Annotated in this window: 15 protein-coding genes; 5 read left to right on the forward strand and 10 right to left on the reverse strand. The window is 43.0% G+C overall.

The window, feature by feature from the left end; all coding sequences use genetic code 11:
- Positions 1–120: 120 nt before the first annotated feature.
- Complete coding sequence (locus B5D77_RS05910) at positions 121–318, reverse strand: hypothetical protein (protein WP_106908460.1); 198 nt, start codon at positions 316–318, stop codon at positions 121–123.
- On the opposite strand from B5D77_RS05910, the gene B5D77_RS05915 reads away from it, so the two are divergent.
- From B5D77_RS05915 to B5D77_RS05925, 3 genes are all read left to right on the forward strand, one after another.
- Positions 303–2,537 (forward strand): MASE1 domain-containing protein, encoded by a 2,235-nt coding sequence (locus tag B5D77_RS05915; protein ID WP_106908461.1) that lies wholly within the window; start codon positions 303–305, stop codon positions 2,535–2,537. The genes B5D77_RS05910 and B5D77_RS05915 overlap by 16 nt on opposite strands.
- Before the next feature lie 26 nt (positions 2,538–2,563).
- Positions 2,564–4,075 carry a glycosyltransferase family 39 protein gene (locus tag B5D77_RS05920; RefSeq protein WP_106908462.1) on the forward strand — a complete coding sequence of 504 codons (1,512 nt, stop codon included), beginning with the start codon at positions 2,564–2,566 and terminating at the stop codon, positions 4,073–4,075.
- A gap of 549 nt (positions 4,076–4,624) precedes the next feature.
- The gene (locus B5D77_RS05925; protein ID WP_008205466.1) at positions 4,625–5,626 is read left to right on the forward strand and encodes a pentapeptide repeat-containing protein; all 1,002 of its coding nucleotides are present in this window, start codon (positions 4,625–4,627) and stop codon (positions 5,624–5,626) included.
- Between the two features lie 328 nt (positions 5,627–5,954).
- Here the strand turns inward: B5D77_RS05925 and fabD are convergent, their stop codons facing one another.
- From fabD to plsX, 3 genes are all read right to left on the reverse strand, one after another.
- Complete coding sequence (gene fabD / locus B5D77_RS05930; RefSeq protein WP_106908463.1) at positions 5,955–6,878, reverse strand: ACP S-malonyltransferase; 924 nt, start codon at positions 6,876–6,878, stop codon at positions 5,955–5,957.
- A 183-nt stretch (positions 6,879–7,061) separates the two neighbouring features.
- Positions 7,062–8,063 (reverse strand): beta-ketoacyl-ACP synthase 3, encoded by a 1,002-nt coding sequence (locus B5D77_RS05935; protein WP_008205471.1) that lies wholly within the window; start codon positions 8,061–8,063, stop codon positions 7,062–7,064.
- 623 nt (positions 8,064–8,686) lie between these two features.
- Positions 8,687–9,742, reverse strand: coding sequence for a phosphate acyltransferase PlsX (gene plsX, locus B5D77_RS05945; protein ID WP_008205473.1), 1,056 nt, complete (start codon positions 9,740–9,742; stop codon positions 8,687–8,689).
- A gap of 149 nt (positions 9,743–9,891) precedes the next feature.
- On the opposite strand from plsX, the gene B5D77_RS05950 reads away from it, so the two are divergent.
- Positions 9,892–11,184: a D-alanyl-D-alanine carboxypeptidase gene (locus tag B5D77_RS05950; protein WP_008205475.1), complete on the forward strand. Its 1,293-nt coding sequence runs from the start codon at positions 9,892–9,894 to the stop codon at positions 11,182–11,184.
- A gap of 181 nt (positions 11,185–11,365) precedes the next feature.
- On the opposite strand, the gene B5D77_RS27645 is transcribed toward B5D77_RS05950, so the two are convergent.
- The 4 genes from B5D77_RS27645 to B5D77_RS05965 all read right to left on the reverse strand — a co-directional run bounded on the left by B5D77_RS27645 (position 11,366) and on the right by B5D77_RS05965 (position 14,174).
- Positions 11,366–11,488: a hypothetical protein gene (locus B5D77_RS27645; protein ID WP_256386916.1), complete on the reverse strand. Its 123-nt coding sequence runs from the start codon at positions 11,486–11,488 to the stop codon at positions 11,366–11,368.
- Positions 11,489–11,498: 10 nt separating this feature from the next.
- On the reverse strand, positions 11,499–12,560 hold the full coding sequence (gene argC / locus B5D77_RS05955; protein WP_106908464.1) for an N-acetyl-gamma-glutamyl-phosphate reductase: 1,062 nt from the start codon (positions 12,558–12,560) through the stop codon (positions 11,499–11,501).
- A gap of 274 nt (positions 12,561–12,834) precedes the next feature.
- Positions 12,835–13,098 (reverse strand): DUF3146 family protein, encoded by a 264-nt coding sequence (locus B5D77_RS05960; protein WP_008205480.1) that lies wholly within the window; start codon positions 13,096–13,098, stop codon positions 12,835–12,837.
- 86 nt (positions 13,099–13,184) lie between these two features.
- On the reverse strand, positions 13,185–14,174 hold the full coding sequence (locus B5D77_RS05965; RefSeq protein WP_008205482.1) for a DUF389 domain-containing protein: 990 nt from the start codon (positions 14,172–14,174) through the stop codon (positions 13,185–13,187).
- A 302-nt stretch (positions 14,175–14,476) separates the two neighbouring features.
- Here B5D77_RS05965 and B5D77_RS27980 point away from each other — a divergent pair, with 302 nt between their 5' ends.
- The gene (locus B5D77_RS27980; RefSeq protein ID WP_371515158.1) at positions 14,477–14,797 is read left to right on the forward strand and encodes a hypothetical protein; all 321 of its coding nucleotides are present in this window, start codon (positions 14,477–14,479) and stop codon (positions 14,795–14,797) included.
- Here B5D77_RS27980 and B5D77_RS27985 read toward each other — a convergent pair.
- Positions 14,762–14,977, reverse strand: coding sequence for a hypothetical protein (locus B5D77_RS27985; protein WP_106908465.1), 216 nt, complete (start codon positions 14,975–14,977; stop codon positions 14,762–14,764). The two genes, B5D77_RS27980 and B5D77_RS27985, sit on opposite strands and share 36 nt — an antisense overlap.
- Positions 14,978–15,384: 407 nt before the next feature.
- Complete coding sequence (locus B5D77_RS05980; protein WP_002781534.1) at positions 15,385–15,942, reverse strand: 50S ribosomal protein L25/general stress protein Ctc; 558 nt, start codon at positions 15,940–15,942, stop codon at positions 15,385–15,387.
- Positions 15,943–15,966 lie beyond the last annotated feature (24 nt).

Consider the following 15,966-nt stretch of genomic DNA (forward strand, 5'->3'; position numbering starts at 1 on the left):
GATTCCTAACGGGAAAATGTACGGTTTTCACCCATCTGCATGAGGCAGAACTACTCCTAGTTTAGGCAATCTGGAGATGGATTAACAGTGATTTAGTGACCCATGACCAGTGACCAGTGATCAGTAAACAGTGACCAGTAACCAGTGACCAGTGACCAGTGACCAGTGAAAGATACTAAATTTATTGAAAATTGAAAACTTAAACCTAATAACTGATAACTGATAACTGATGACTGATAACTGATAACTGATAACTGATAACTGATGACTGATAACTGATAACTGATAACTGATAACTGAAAATGCTACGGATTTCATCAGATCGGTCTAAAATTGTGCTTGTTGCCCTGGTTTATCTGGGTGTTGGTTGGCTAGGCTATCTCTGCTTAAATTTAGGGTCGCGACCTGCCCCAATTTGGATGAGTGCTGGTATTGGCTTGACTGCTGTTTTTTTAGGGGGAAAAAGGCTAGTTTTAGGCGTTTTTATCGGGGATTTGCTTCTTACCTTCCTTTTAGGGGCCAGTTGGCCCATAGCTCTATTTTCGGCAATCGGGAGCAGTTTATCAGCCCTGTTAGGGGCGCAATTCTTGCATTATCTGAGATTTTCCGCCACTTTACAGCGTATTCGCGATATCCTTTTACTGGTATTTTTAGCGGCCCTATTAGCCTCGGCAGTCAATGCCACTATCGATACTTTTGCCCGTAGTTGGCTAAATACTTGGGATTGGCGGCAATTTGGACAGTCTTGGGGCATTATCTGGCTCGGAGATAGTACGGGGATCTTAATGACCACGCCGCTGCTGTTGCGTTTTTGCTTCCAGCGTCACTCCCTGCGGGAACCACGGCAACCCCAACGCCTTGGCGAGGCCTTACTTTGTCTGAGTTTGCTAACGGTGGTGACTTCCGTGGTTTTTGGTGGTCAACAGAATTTTCTTAACCCCGATTGGAGCATGGTGCAGTATCTTGAATATCTCCCTTTTCCCTTTGTGGTTTGGGCTGCTATGCGTTTTCAGACCTGGGGAGCGGTAATAGCCAATTTTTTAGTATCTATTTTAGCTTTGATGGGATTGGCCGGGGGAGTCAGCCCTTTTATCCTACAGGCTCCCGATTATACCAGAGGTGTCTTGATCTTACAAATCTTTTTAGTCATTGTCATGTCAACTTCGCTGTTTTTATCGGCGGCGATTAGCGAAAGACAACAGATCGATCGAGCTTTAAATGAAACTTTAGAACGAGAACATTTACTAACACAAGTTGCTTTAAAAGTCCATCAATCTTTAGATATAGATCAGGTTTTAAATACCATTGTTGAGGAAATCAGAAATTTTCTCGATGCCGATCAAGTCTATATCGGTCACTGTCAAGAGAGGGGGGGGTCTAAGGTAATCGCCGAGTCCCGTCGTCCCCAGATTCCCTCGCTCATGGGTTGGTTTCCCGAACCAGAATTACTGGAAGAATTGGGACAATTATTTTCTTTAGATAAGTTAATTATTGCTGATAATACCGCTAAGGTGCAAACGCTGCCCACTCTCAAGGGTTATTATGAATACCTGCAAGTTAAATCCTCTTTAGTTTTACCTCTAAAGGTTAATCATCAACATTTAGGCGCTTTAGTGGTTCATCAATATTCCCATCCTCGTCATTGGCAAAAAAGCGAGGTCAAATTATTAGAACAGTTAGCCACCCAAGTTTGTATCGCTATCGGCCAAGCGCAACTATATCAGAGGGTGCAAAGCTTGAATAATAATTTAGAACAGCAAGTAGCGGCCAGAACCCTGGAACTGCGGGAAAAAGTTCGGGAAATTCAGCGTTTATACGAAATGAAAACGGTTTTTTTACAGGCAGTATCCCACGATCTTCGCACCTCGATTATGGGATTAGTGATGTTATTAAAAAATTTACAGTGTCGGCAAACAGAAAAAGTAACTATCTCGCGAGCAATGCTCGATCAGGTGGTGCGTAGTTGCGATCGACAATTAACTTTAATTAATGCTTTATCAGAAAATCATTTTGCTGAAGAACGGCCTTTAATCTTGCATCGTCAACCTCTATCTCTAAAAAAACAGGTGGAAATTTGGCTGAAAGATTGGCAAAAAGATTTTGATTTATATCAAGCTACGTTTATTAATCTTCTCCCCGATGACTTACCCGCTATTGATGCCGATCCTTGTCAGCTAAGAAGTGTTTTTGAACAATTATTAAATAATGCCTTAAAACATAATCCTTCACCGATTCAATTAGCTTTAGATGCTCGTATTGACCAAGATATGCTCTACTGCACTTTAAGCGATAATGGCATTGGCATGGATGAGGAACAATGTCAACATCTTTTCCATTTATATGTAAGAAATCTTCATAATCAACACCTAACGGGAATCGGTTTAGGTTCCTACCAATGTCGGCAAATTATCGAGGCTCACTCTGGGAGAATTGGGGTAAAAAGTACCCCGCTGGTTGGCTCACAGTTTTGGTTTACCTTACCCCTTGCCCATCAAAATTCTAGAGTGATTAAGCAGGAGTTAGTCAACAGTAATTAGTGATTTTTAGCAGGATCGAGATAATTATGCTTACCCGTCAATCTGGGGTTATATTTGCTTTCGGTTTATTGATTATTGTCAATATTTTCTATTTTGTCCATCTCGCCTACTATAGCTATGTTTGGCACGATGAATCTTTGGTCTTACTACATCTTTCTGGTAACAGAACCGAACAGTTAATTAACTATCTCTTCGACGGACAAATTAAATCTACAGAACAACTCTGGCAATTTCAAGGGGTTAATTCTGTGAAAGGGTTTCCCGATACCTTAGCCTCTCTTTATACTAGCTCGAATTACGATCTACCTCTCTATTATATTTTCCTCTGGTTTTTAGCAAGATTATTGGGCAATTCTTATCTAGTATTAAGGGGATTTTCGGTAATTATTTGGTTTGGTATTTTATGGAGTTTTTACCATTTAGCTTTGACCTTATTTAAAAATAAAAACGCCGCTTTAATTGCCGCTACACTTATCTTCTTTTCCCCGCGGTTTACCGGTTATGCTCTAGGAATTTGGGAATACGGCCTATATGTTTTCTGTTCGATACTTTCTAGCTGGTTATTTCTCAAAGCTCTTGACTCTTCGCAACCGAAAAAAGATTGGTTTTTCTATAGTTTATCCCTAATCGCTGGTTTATACACCCATGTTTTCTTTATCTTTGTTCTAGTAGTTCATAGCCTATATTTTCTGCTACAGATGAATTCTTTTAACTCTTTAACCAAAAAACACTATAGCATCAGCTTACTTGCTTCCCTGTGCATTTATTCAATTTGGTTAACCCGGATTTTTACCAGTCGATTTACTGTTTTTGGATGGTCAGAAGGCAGTTTACCTCTAGGGGTACTTGGGCAAAGATGGGTAGGAATGATTGCTCGTTTATTTTATAATTTTAGTTTAGCCAATCCCACCATCACCCCGATTATTGAATACTGCCTAATTATCCTTGTCATCATCTCCTTTATTTATCTGGGCAAAAAAGCCGATAAAAAAGTTTTTACCCTGATCATTCTCCTGACAATTATCCCCTTTTTCTCTCTTTTAGCTTGGGATCTAATCCGAGGATTTCGCTACACGGCTGTGGGCAGATTTTACCTACCGAGTTTTCTCGGTGTGCTGCTGGCAGTTACCTTTTTACTAAGCAACGGATTACAGCAGCGCCAAGGCTGGGCAAAAATTCTCTTAATATTCTTGCTAGTTCTCGGATTAATTGCCAAAATTCCCTATCCACCGCCGGCAACTAGATATGTGGGCTATGGTAGCAATATTCCCAATGCTTATACAATGATTAATCGCAGTCAAAAACCTCTAATTATTTCAGAACATTGGTTAGATACCTTGCCCCTGATTCATACCACCGCTGCTAAGACAAAGTATTTATTTGTTCAGTCGGACCCTAGGGTTTCCATCCCATCCTTAAAAAATCAATTTACCGATATTTATCTCCTCAATCCTTCCCCCAGTCTCAGAAAATATTTAGATGACCGGTCTGTACAATTATCCCCTACGGAAAATCAAGCCTTTTGGCGAATTGATTAAAAAGCCATTAACCCCTCTTGCCAAAACGGACCACAACCTGATAGACTCAATAAATCAAGGCTTCGGGGAATAGGATCGGGCAGTTCATCCCTAAGAGGGATTGACTTTTACAAGGGTTTATGCTCGCTCCACTGGAGAGTCCCCGAAATCCGGTGATTAAGAGTTTTAGCCTCTCGGCTACTGGACTGACTAAGCAGACCTAACCAATTCAACTGTATGATACCGAGTCAAGACATCGGCGAGGCAGTAGATTCAGTCAGGAAAACTGACGCACAAGACTTCTCTAATTTAATGCCTAGACCTGGCTGGCAACAAGTGGCGGGTTTAGGTAGAGGCTGTTTGTGGTATTGAACCCCGATTCTTTTCGTTCTTTACCGGTTTTAGTGATTGCCAATAGGGATTTTAAGCCCGTAATTGGTTAAAAATTTCTATTTATTCGCAAAAATCCCCAGTCGCTCCCTGTACTAATCCTAGAGATCGACTTCATAATTAGTAATTTTCCCCAACCCATTCTCTGGAAATGACCTTCCAGAACAATTTAGTTATTTTATGAGTAGCAATGCTTTAACCGATCGTGAACATCTAATCGAACTGTATAATCGAGGTGAACGCAACTTTGCCGAAGTCAGACTTAGCGGAGTCAATTTAAAGAGACAGTGTTTAAACCAGATTAATCTAAGTCATAGTTACTTAAAACGGGCTAATTTAACCGAAGCTTGTTTAATTAACGCTAATTTTAGTGCTGCTTCCCTAGAAGAGGTTAATTTAAGCAAAGCTTGTCTTATCGATGCTAACCTAACCAAAGCCGAGCTTTCTGGGGCAAATTTGCGCCAAACTAACCTAAGCGGCGCAATTTTGAGTAATACCATTCTCAAAAAGGCTGATTTAAGTTCTGCCTGTTTAATTCACAGTAGCTTACTTTTTGCCCAACTATTCAAAGCAAATCTGGAAGCGGCTAATCTCACCTCAGCCACTTTAACCCATGCCATGGCGGTGAAAGTTAACCTAAAACGGGCTATTCTCACTCGTGCTATTCTTAGCTCTGCTAATCTTAGCCATGCTAACTTAAAAGAGGCTAACCTAATTCGAGCCTATCTCTATCAAGCTAATCTGGAAAACTGCCAGCTTCAATACGCCGACCTCAGCTATGCCGATTTGCGCGGAGCGGATTTACGGGGGGCGGATTTACGTTATGCTAACCTGGAAGGGGCTAATCTGACGGGAGCTAACCTCAATTGTAGTGATTTTGAGGGAGCTAACTTAACCGGTGCCGATTTAAGCAAAACTGACGCAAATAAAGCCAATTTTCGCCAGGCTAACTTAACCGGTTGTAATCTGCTCGGTGCTAATTTAGCCTCCGCTAACCTTTACGGTGCTAATCTACACCAAGCGGGATTACTCTTGAGTTATTTAGTGGGAAGCAATCTTAAACGAGCTAATCTCAAACGAGCTAACTTAATTGGGGCGATTTTAACCGAAAATAATCTTCTTTCCGCTTCCCTCGAAGAAACTATTCTTCCTAACGGTAGTCGCGGTAATCTCCTTTCCTAATATAGCAATTTCCATAGTTGTGAGGTACAGAGTCTTAGGTTTTGAGGAGTCAGGAGTTAAGATTTTGGTGTACCTCATGAGATTGGGAAACGCTATATTCCTAGAAAAACCTGGTTGTAGAGACTTTTCTGCCGAGGTTTCTATAACCGTGGGGAGTGGGGAGACCACTTCGTGCGCGTTGCGGGGGGGGAGATGGGAGAATAACTAGGGTCTGCTGAAAAAGTTTTTGCCGCAAACCCTATGATAGTTTTCTAAAAAAATACCTAACCAAATTTTTGGCTAGGTATCTATCAATTTACTTCCTTTGTCGAAAATGTTGCCAGATAATTTAACTAACACCAATTAGTGAAACCTGCAATTTAACATCGCCGCTACCTTTGTATATATCGGCTAATTGACTAATATTTTCTAACTCAATTGGAGCAGTTCGTTTAATTAAACCAGTTAAAACTTTACCCGGTCCCACTTCGATCGCTTTTTCCACACCCACATCTGGCAATTTTAACATGATTTCTCGCCAGCGAACCGAGCTAGTCATCTGCTGAATGAGATAACTTTTTAATTCCTCCGCATCGGTGATCGGTTGGCTAGGATTAACATTAGAAATAACGGGAACTTTTGCAGACCGAAAATTAACCAATTCTAAAATCTGCTGAAATTGAATAGCGGCATTTTCCATCAAGGGAGAGTGAAAAGCACCGGATACTTTTAATGGCATAACCCGCTTAACTTTCACTTGACCTAATACCAAATCCACCGCTTCAGGAGTCCCAGAAATCACCACTTGTTCGGCACTATTATCATTAGCAATAACTACATTTTCCGTCTGATTAACCACTGTCTCTAGACTGGTGCGATCAAATTTCATTAAGGCGGCCATTTTGCCACCTTCGGCCGCATCCATCAAAAGGGAACGGTTTTGAACTAGATGTAATCCTGTTTCAAAATTAAACACCCTGGCCGCATACAAAGCCGAATATTCACCGAGACTATGACCGGCAACTAGATCGGGAAAATGACCTTTTTCTTGCAACAAATCCGCTAAAATACTCTCCACCACAAATAAACAAGGTTGAGTATAAAGAGTACGAGATAGGGTTTCTTCATCCCCTTGACATTTTTCCAAGACCGACCAACCGAGGATTCTTTCTGCTATTTCTAATCTCTCTTGGCCAAGCGCGCTTTCCGCTAAATCTCCAATCATTCCTAACGCTTGCGATCCTTGTCCCGGGAATATCCACGCTGTTTTCATAAGTTCTTAAAATAGATAGATGTGTTTGGGTCAGTTATCAGTTATCAGTTATCAGTTATCAGTTATCAGTTATCAGTTATCAGTTATCAGTTATCAGTTATCAGTTATCAGTTATCAGATGTGAGTTTTTAGTTTACTGTTTACTGGTTACTGGTTACTGTTTACTGTTTACTGTTTACTGAATTAATCTCCCCAACGGAAGATAATCCCACCCCAGGTTAAACCGGCACCAAAGCCAGAAGAAGCAATAATATCACCTTTTTTGATCTTACCACTCCTGACCGCTTGATCGAGAGCTAGAGGAATCGAGGCCGCGGAGGTGTTGCCATACTCGCTGAGATTGCTGATCACTTTTTCTGGAGGCAGTTTCAGGCGCTCGCTCACCGCGTCCATAATTCTTTGATTAGCTTGGTGCAGAACTAACCAATCGATGTCACTGGTGGTTAAATTAGCCCGATAGAGAGCTTTTTCGATGACCTCTGGCACTTTCGCCACGGCAAAACGATAGACTTCCCGTCCGTTCATCCTTAGGGGCTTATAAGTCCCTTTTTGAACGCTTACCCCCTGCTTAAGGAGCAATTCCTCCCCCTGATATGCGAGATTAAGAGAACTATTCTGGCTGCCGTCGCTATGGAGTTCAAAACCGAGAATGTTATCTTTTGTATCATTTGCTTGACAAACCACAGCCCCTGCCCCATCCCCAAAGAGGACACAGGTAGCGCGATCGTTCCAATCCACCCAACGGGAGAGAACATCGGCCCCGATAACCAAGACATTGCGGTAAGTACCGGTACGGATAAACTGGGTGGCGGTGACTAATCCCACCAGAAAACCCGAACAGGCGGCGGTGAGATCAAAAGCGATCGCCCGATTGGCCCCGATCTGACCTTGAACTTGGGCGGCACTACCGAACAGATCATCGGGGGTAGAAGTAGCCAAGAGAATCAGATCGATGTCCCTAGGCGACACCTGAGCCATTTCCAGAGCCTTAATCGCCGCTTGGGCTGCTAATTGGCTCAAAGACACCGATCGATCGGCTAAATAGCGTTTACCGATGCCAGTACGACTTTTAATCCACTCATCGGAAGTCTCGACAATTTGGCTGAGTTCTTCATTACTGAGAAATTGCCCTGGTGTGGCCGATCCACAACCGGTAATGACGACTGCTGCCCCGAATCCGCTCAAAATATTCCCCCCCTTTTCAGTTATCAGTTATCAGTTATCAGTTATCAGTGGGTCAGTTATCAGTGGGTCAGTTATCAGTGACCAGATTTGAGTATTAAGTGAGCAGTATTAAATAGCAGTTTCCCACTGTCTTTTCACTGATTACTGATCACTGATCACTGAAAAGGCTCACAGCTTAATCTTCACTGTTCACCGACAACTTTTTTAATTGATGATGTCAGTTATTAGTTATCAGTTATCAGTGACCAGATTTGAGTATTAAGTGAGCAGTATTAAATAGCAGTTTCCCACTGTCTTTTCACTGATTACTGATCACTGATCACTGAAAAGGCTCACAGCTTAATCTTCACTGTTCACCGACAACTTTTTTAATTGATGATGTCAGTTATTAGTTAAGTAGGTAGGCACAATTATTTGTAGGATGGGTTAGCGGTAGCGTAACCCATGCGGGCGTTGGGTTTCATGCTTCAACCCAACCTACGTTCATTTTATACTTAATTCCACCCACCTACTTATCAGTTATCAGTGACCAGATTTGAGTATTAAGTGAGCAGTATTAAATAGCAGTTTCCCACTGTCTTTTCACTGATTACTGATCACTGATCACTGAAAAGGCTGACAGATTAATCTTCACTGTTCACCGACAACTTTTTTAATTGATGATGGTGGTCATTGTAGGCTTGAATGCGCTCAGAAACGCGATTATCAACGGCATTTTTCGCCTGTCGGATGGCGTTAAAAATTGAAGGCGCTTGGGAACTGCCGTGACTGATCACACAGACCCCATCGACTCCAAATAACAGCGCACCGCCGTGTTCCGCATGATCCATGCGTTGTTTGATCTGTTTCAGATTGGGTTTAATTAAAGCCGTCCCGACTTTACCCTGTATCCCCCTAGGTAATTCCTCTTTGAGAATTTGTAGGATAATTCCCCCCACCGCTTCGGCAAATTTTAACAGGACATTGCCGACAAAACCATCGCAGACGATCACATCAAATTGTCCCGATAGCACATCCCGGCCCTCAGCATTGCCGATAAAGGGTATTTGCTGGTTATTTTCTAACAATTCGTAGGTTTTTAGGGCGAGATCGTTACCTTTGCTGGCTTCTTCGCCGATATTGAGTAAACCGACTTGCGGTTCTTCAACACCCATAACGTATTTACTGTAAATTGTCCCCATTAGGGCAAACTGCTCTAAATATTTGGGTTTACAGTCCACATTCGCCCCGACATCGAGGATAATCACCGATTTACCTGCCAACATCGTCGGCAGCACCGCACCGATCGCCGGGCGATCGATTCCTTTTAAACGACCTAAACGCAGTAACGCTGCCGCCATGGCTGCCCCGGAGTGACCGGCGGACACCACCGCATCGGCGCGATTTTGTTTGACTAAATCCATGGCCACATTAATCGAGGCCGCTGGTTTGCGACGGATAGCGGTGATCGGTTCTTCGTCCATGGCCACCACTTCCTCTGCGTGGACGATGGTGAGATTCTTGGGACGGGGATGATGCTGGAAATAAGCCTCAATCCGTTCAGAATCGCCGACTAATAATACTTCTACATCTAATTCTTCGGAAGCTCGCATCGATCCCGCGATAATCTCGTTGGGAGCGTGGTCACCTCCCATCGCATCTACCGCGATTCTTGCCCGATTTAATGCCGTTTCTGCCATTGAGTCAGTGGGATAGAAATCTTTAATAAGTTGAGCGGCAGCTCTTGACAAAAGCTGGCCGATCGAGGATTAGTGTTTTCTGATCGAGCAATTGTTAAAAATTACCAATCATCTCTATACAATAAGGCATCATTGCGATTAAGGAAAAGATGTTCTCAGTTTTTAATTTGGCAGTTTTCGGCTTTCTCTTCGGTTGGCTGGGGGGGCAATCCCAACCGATCGCCAATATTCCCCTAATTTCTTGGCAAAATCAGCCTATTTTTGACCTTCCCACCGCTCCCGATCCCCGGGTGGCGGCGATCGTGGCCGATTATCTGCAAGACTTGAGGAAAAAAGGTTTAAACTCTGGTCAACAACGGGTCTTAATTGAGACGGAATGGGCTGATTTAGCTGACCATCAGGGTAATCTGCCCGCTTCGGGGGCTTCTTTAACTAAAATCGCCACTACTCTCGCCGCCGTGGAAACTTGGCCCCTCGATCATCGTTTTGCTACTCGTTTTTACAGCACGGGAGAGGTAAAAAACGGGGTGTTAGAGGGAGATTTAATTATTGAAGGGTCAGGGGATCCTCTCTTTGTCTGGGAAGAAGCGATCGCAGTGGGCAATGGCCTTGATCAATTAGGCATCCGTCAGGTCAAAGGCGATCTGATCATTACGGGTAAATTCGCCATGAATTTTCAAACCGATCCCCTCAAAGCGGGAGAATTGCTGATAATTGGGCTTGATCAATCGAAATGGTCAAAAGAAACCGAAAAAGCTTTTCAAAGCCTTCCTAGCGGCACACAAGCCCCACAGGTGAAGATTTTGGGCATGGTTCGAGCGAGTCAAATTCGCCCCGAAAATGCCCGATTATTGTTGGGTCATCAGTCCTTAACTTTAACGGAACTGTTGCGTCAGATGAATATTTATAGTAATAACGTCATGTCAGAAATGTTAGCGGAGTTGCTCGGTGGCCCGGCGGCAGTGGACGCAATTAATACTAAAATCACTGGGGTAGGAGCGGAAGAAATTCAATTAATTAATGGTTCGGGATTGGGGGTAGAAAATCGCTTGTCTCCCCGGGCAGTTATTGAGATTCTTAAAGCATTGGATCGCAAGTTAGCCAATCAACCGATCAAAGTAGCTGATTTATTTCCGGTGGGGGGACGCGATACCAAAGGAACTATGCAGTGGCGGGCCATTCCCAAAGGAGTAGTGATTAAAACTGGCACTTTAGCCCAAGTTAGTGCCTTAGCTGGAGAAATTCCCACCCAAGAAAGGGGTAAAGTTTGGTTTGTAATTATGAATGCTGGTAGTGGCAATATCGAGGGATTCAGAAATCAGCAGGATCGGGTGTTACAAGCTTTAGATCAACACTGGCAAATTCTCCCGGAAGCTACTAAAGGATCGATTCCTGAAAGGGCCTTTTTAGGTGATCCTAGTCGGGTAAGTCAGGGTTTCTAAGGGGTAGATATCAACTTGACAATCAAATTTAGTTTGATGGTGAGGAACTTTAGCAAGGTTTTATAGCGTTTCCTGTTCGCAAGAGGTACATTATCGATGTTGAAAAGCTTAATCAGCAAGGGTTAAACTGTGCCACACAGGTGTGAGAACAGCTATATATTCGCTTTTGCCGATAAACTGACTACTTTTCGGCCATTTTCTCCTTGTCTTTGCTGCCAATCGGTAAACATCGCATCTCAATCATAGTGACAAAATTTTGCCAGTTTTTCCCGAAATTGAGCAAAGGATGCGTGGTTAAACGCATCCAGGAATTTTTAAGGATAAAAACACATTTGCGGTAAACCAAGGGATTCTTCCCAACCCATCATGAGATTGAGACATTGTACCGCTTGTCCCGATTGTCCCTTAACTAAATTATCGATCGCTGACATCACGATCACTCGATCGGTTCTCGGATCCACTTCAATACCGAGATAACATAAATTAGTACCACAGGCCCATTTAGTTTGTGGATAGACTCCCCCGGGTAGGATTTTGACAAAGGGAGAAGCGCGATAAAAAGCATTGTAGATAGTGATTAAATCATCCCGCACCAGATTAGGATCCCGTAAAGTTGCGTAAACTGTGGACAGGATACCCCGAACCATGGGCATTAAATGGGGAGTAAACTGGACGCGCACCTCATGACCGGCTAAATCGCTGCAAATCTGCTCAATTTCGGGAGTATGACGGTGTTTTCCCGCTACATTATAGGCCCCGACCGAACTATCTGCTTCTGCCAATAACATATTAATTTTAGCTTGTCTTCCCCCTCCCGAAGTTCCCGATTTGGCATCGATAATCGTGGTTTCCGGGACAATTAAACCCTGTTTTAACAGGGGAGAAATCGCCATTAAACTAGCGGTAGGATAACATCCGGGGCAACCGATTAAAGAGGCATTTTTAATATCTTCCCGATAAAGTTCCGGTAAACCGTACACAGCCTTTGCTGCGATCGCTTGATCCTGACGTTCCTTGCCATACCATTTACTATAGGTTTCTAGGCTAGTAAAACGATAATCTGCCGACAGGTCTAACACTTTACAGCCTTTAGCGAGCAAAGGAGGGGCTAAATCACAGGCTAAACCATTGGGTAAACCCAAGAAAACCACTTGACAACGGGAGGCAATTGTGTCTAAATCGATCGCCTCCACATTAAGATTAATGCTATGTCCGAGATGGGGATATAAATCACTGTAGGGTTTCCCCGCGCTACTATCGCCCCCCAGATACGCTAATTCGACAAGGGGATGTTCTTTGAGCAAACGTACCAACTGTACGCCACCATATCCGGAAGCGCCGACAATACCCACTGAAACCTTCTGTCCTTGCGTCATTTCCCTTATTCCTAAAAATCCTTACCGTTAATATAACGTTTTGCTCTGGCTGAATTTTAGCCTAACCGACAGGATTTAAATCAAAAAACTTCCTGTAAAAATCTAGTATCTCGGCCGGGTTGTCCATAAACCGTCAATTTCTCTTGATCCCTAGGCGGTTATCTTAATGATGAAGTACAAAGTTTTCCTTTTAGGGAGTCGTTCATCGGCAGATGAGGCCAAATTAGGTTAAACTCCATCTTGAGGAGAAAAGCTCTAATTCAATCCCCCATATTTACAATTTTGATCGCACTGTAAATTGATAATCTCCTCCCGGTTCTAATTGATAATCGTAGCGTTCTAAAAACCGATTCAAGGGTTCAAAAATCAAAGCCCTACCTAGGGACGGTTGTACTAATAACTTACCTTGAAGAAAATGCCATTGAAACCGCCATTGATATTGTTCCGTCCGCACTTCTCCCTCTAATTTCCCCGTTTGCCAAGATTGCTTAATTATCCGCACATAAGCCGTACTTTCTGGTCGATTACCGCCACTCACCTGAATCCTACCTATAGATTAAATATCAAACATTAAGATAGCGAATTAATCCTTGTTTGTCATTACTTGAGCTAATTTTCTCGACTTTATTCTGGGGAAGTGACTTCATTAACCTTAGAAACCAAGACATTTAACTGAAAAGGTCGCCCCATTTCCTTAGTAATGAATTCTTCCAACAATTCCACCTGTCTGGGGGTAATGCTTTCGGCGGTTCTTACTACTAATCTCACCCGGGGAGGTTGCTTGAGCCAATTAATCGAAGATTCCAATAATTCTGCCCGTTGAAAAGTAATTGTTCGTTGTAATAAAGCTTTTTTGAGCAACCTTGCTAAACGAGCTTGATTGGCCAGAGTTGTAAAACTTATTCCTAAGGGAATTAGCAAAACTGCTGTCAGGATAGAAGTTAAAACTATCGCATTACGCGCCCGATGAAAATTAGAATAACCAGCCAGCAAAAAGACCAACAAACAGGAGAGAGCAATGCCTAATAAATTGGTAATATATAACAGAGTCGCCCCCAAACTTAGGACCCAATTGCCTTGGGATAATCCTAACCCGATCGTACAAACTGGCGGCATTAAAGCCACGGCGATTGCTGTTCCCGCTAAAGTACCTGAAATTTTCGGTTCTATTTTGGCATAACCACTGATTGCCCCCGCAGTAATTGCCACTCCTAAATCTAAAAGATTCGGTTGAGAACGAGCTTGAATTTCACTACCAAATTCGGAAATTCCGATCAATAATCCCAGCAACCAAGCTATCACTAAAGCGATGATCGTACCGACTAAAATTGCCAGGGCTGACTTACGAATTAATCGCCAACTGCCAATTAAACCACCAAAAGCTAGACTACGAATCGGCAACATTAAAGGGGCAATAATCATTGCCCCAATAATCACGGCTGCACTATTGGCAACTAAGCCTAAAGTAGCGATCGTACAAGAACTAACAATCAAAGCTAGATAGGGAAAATCGAGGGACGCTTCTGACCATAAATCGCGCCACATAGCCCTGGATTGTTGCCAGGCCAAAGGTTTTCTTGAGAACCACGAGTGGGGCTGTTCTTTTCTCGTCATTGTGCTGAGGAAGATAAACTTTTCTTTTACTTATAACTTTTTTTGTCTAATCAATGTATATTTGTATCATTTTCTTTAACTAATCTTACCATTTTTTTCTTCGCCTCGATCGATGAAACCTCCTGGCCTCTGCCGACCGCCTTCGTTAACGCTACTAGGCCGGGTAGAAGTTAGCCAAGAAATTACCGACGAAACCCGACAGATTGATCTATTTTTTTCGCCTCATCCAGCGGGGCAAATAACTGTCGATAATCTAGGATTATTAGGTCAAATTGCCCTAAATAGCACTCTCCTAGAACCCTGTGGAAATACAAAATATTTTAGAAGAAGAAGATCGAGAGGTGTTTATGATGTTATCGCAAACTTATCTGGAATGGAAAGAAGCAGTGAGACGACAGGCTAGACAAGAAGCTCTTGAAGAAGGTCTTCAAGCAGGTCTTCAAGAGACGCATCGGGGGATGATCGAAAATTTACTACAAGTGCGCTTTGGACAGTTAGATGATTCTTTTAATCTCGTGATTGAGGGATTGTTATCCTTATCCCCGGGCGAATCTAGCCGTTTATTAATCGAATCCGCCCGCGAGGACTTATTTAAGCGTTTTCACGCTATAACTCCCCAGTAGATGGAAGTAGGGGAGATGGGAGATGGGGGATGGGAGAGGGGAGAAAAAAGCTGACACTGATAACTGATGACTGATAACTGATAACTGACTCCTGACTTCTAACCCAATGTTGGACAAAGATAAACAAAAATTATCTATTGACTCCAAAAACTTGAGAATATTTAAATTAACATTTCGCAATATTTACAAATTCTTAAGAATTAATTGAGAAAGATTTTTATTTAACAACGATGTTGTAATGGTTACAGCGATTTGATAGAATTTCATAGTGGGTTATTCTGTGCTTTTTTGGACAGCAATGGTTGAAACCCTTGCTACACCTACAGGGTGATCTAATTAAGACGGGTAAATCGGTCAATTTTACCCACAACGATGATCTTTTTTTTGTGTAGTTTTATTGCAAAGAAAAAGTTTTTTTGACAAAAAGCGCAAAGTATGCAGTAGCAGTTATGGCAGAGTGGGGAAGTGGGGAAGTGGGGAAGTGGGGAAGTGGGGAAGTGGGGAAGTGGGGAAGTGGGGGAATTTCAACTAAAACCCTAAAACCCCAACACCCCAAAACCCTATCACCCGACCACTGATCACTGAATTTACCGTTTAGCGGCAACAATGGCAAAAACGGTGGTATGGGGATCGTCTTTTAAAGTCACCCCTTCCGGCATTTTTAAATCACCCACGAGCAAAGATTGCCCCACACCGATGCCCGACACATCAAATTCGATCACTTCCGGGATATTATCGGCAATACAGGAGACATTAACTTCGTTAACGAACTGTTCGATTAAACCGCCCTGTTTGGTTCCGATCGCTTCTCCAATGGCTTTAATGGGAACAACGATATCGAGCTTACCGTGAGCAGATACCGAGAAGAAACTGAGATGATAGAGATTTCTTTTCCAGGGATGAGATTGCACCTCTTGGATCAAAGCCTTTCCCGTCCAGGGCATTTCGGGAACATTCACATCCACCAGGGTATTATTTACCGAAGCCTTTTTAAGCAGGGTTAAGGCCGCTTTTTCTCCCACCACCAGAGAAACCGATTCCGTGCCGTTGTGGCCGTAGAGAACCGCCGGGATCAAACCCTGACGACGTAGGGCCCTGGGGTTAATATTTTCGGGTCTTTTTTGACATTCAACGCTAACTTGCATAGTTGACTAATCCTCTTTAGCAAT

The organism is Microcystis sp. MC19 (genome assembly GCF_003019735.1).
Taxonomy (GTDB): Bacteria; Cyanobacteriota; Cyanobacteriia; order Cyanobacteriales; family Microcystaceae; genus Microcystis.

Coding starts and splice junctions, on each gene's coding strand:
- B5D77_RS05915 (WP_106908461.1), top strand. CDS start 303: ATGCTACGGATTTCATCAGATCGGTCTAAAATTGTGCTTGTTGCCCTG.
- B5D77_RS05910 (WP_106908460.1), bottom strand. CDS start 318: ATGAAATCCGTAGCATTTTCAGTTATCAGTTATCAGTTATCAGTTATC.
- B5D77_RS05920 (WP_106908462.1), top strand. CDS start 2,564: ATGCTTACCCGTCAATCTGGGGTTATATTTGCTTTCGGTTTATTGATT.
- B5D77_RS05925 (WP_008205466.1), top strand. CDS start 4,625: ATGAGTAGCAATGCTTTAACCGATCGTGAACATCTAATCGAACTGTAT.
- fabD (WP_106908463.1), bottom strand. CDS start 6,878: ATGAAAACAGCGTGGATATTCCCGGGACAAGGATCGCAAGCGTTAGGA.
- plsX (WP_008205473.1), bottom strand. CDS start 9,742: ATGGCAGAAACGGCATTAAATCGGGCAAGAATCGCGGTAGATGCGATG.
- B5D77_RS05950 (WP_008205475.1), top strand. CDS start 9,892: ATGTTCTCAGTTTTTAATTTGGCAGTTTTCGGCTTTCTCTTCGGTTGG.
- B5D77_RS27645 (WP_256386916.1), bottom strand. CDS start 11,488: ATGCGTTTAACCACGCATCCTTTGCTCAATTTCGGGAAAAACTGGCAA.
- argC (WP_106908464.1), bottom strand. CDS start 12,560: ATGACGCAAGGACAGAAGGTTTCAGTGGGTATTGTCGGCGCTTCCGGA.
- B5D77_RS05965 (WP_008205482.1), bottom strand. CDS start 14,174: ATGACGAGAAAAGAACAGCCCCACTCGTGGTTCTCAAGAAAACCTTTG.
- B5D77_RS05980 (WP_002781534.1), bottom strand. CDS start 15,942: ATGCAAGTTAGCGTTGAATGTCAAAAAAGACCCGAAAATATTAACCCC.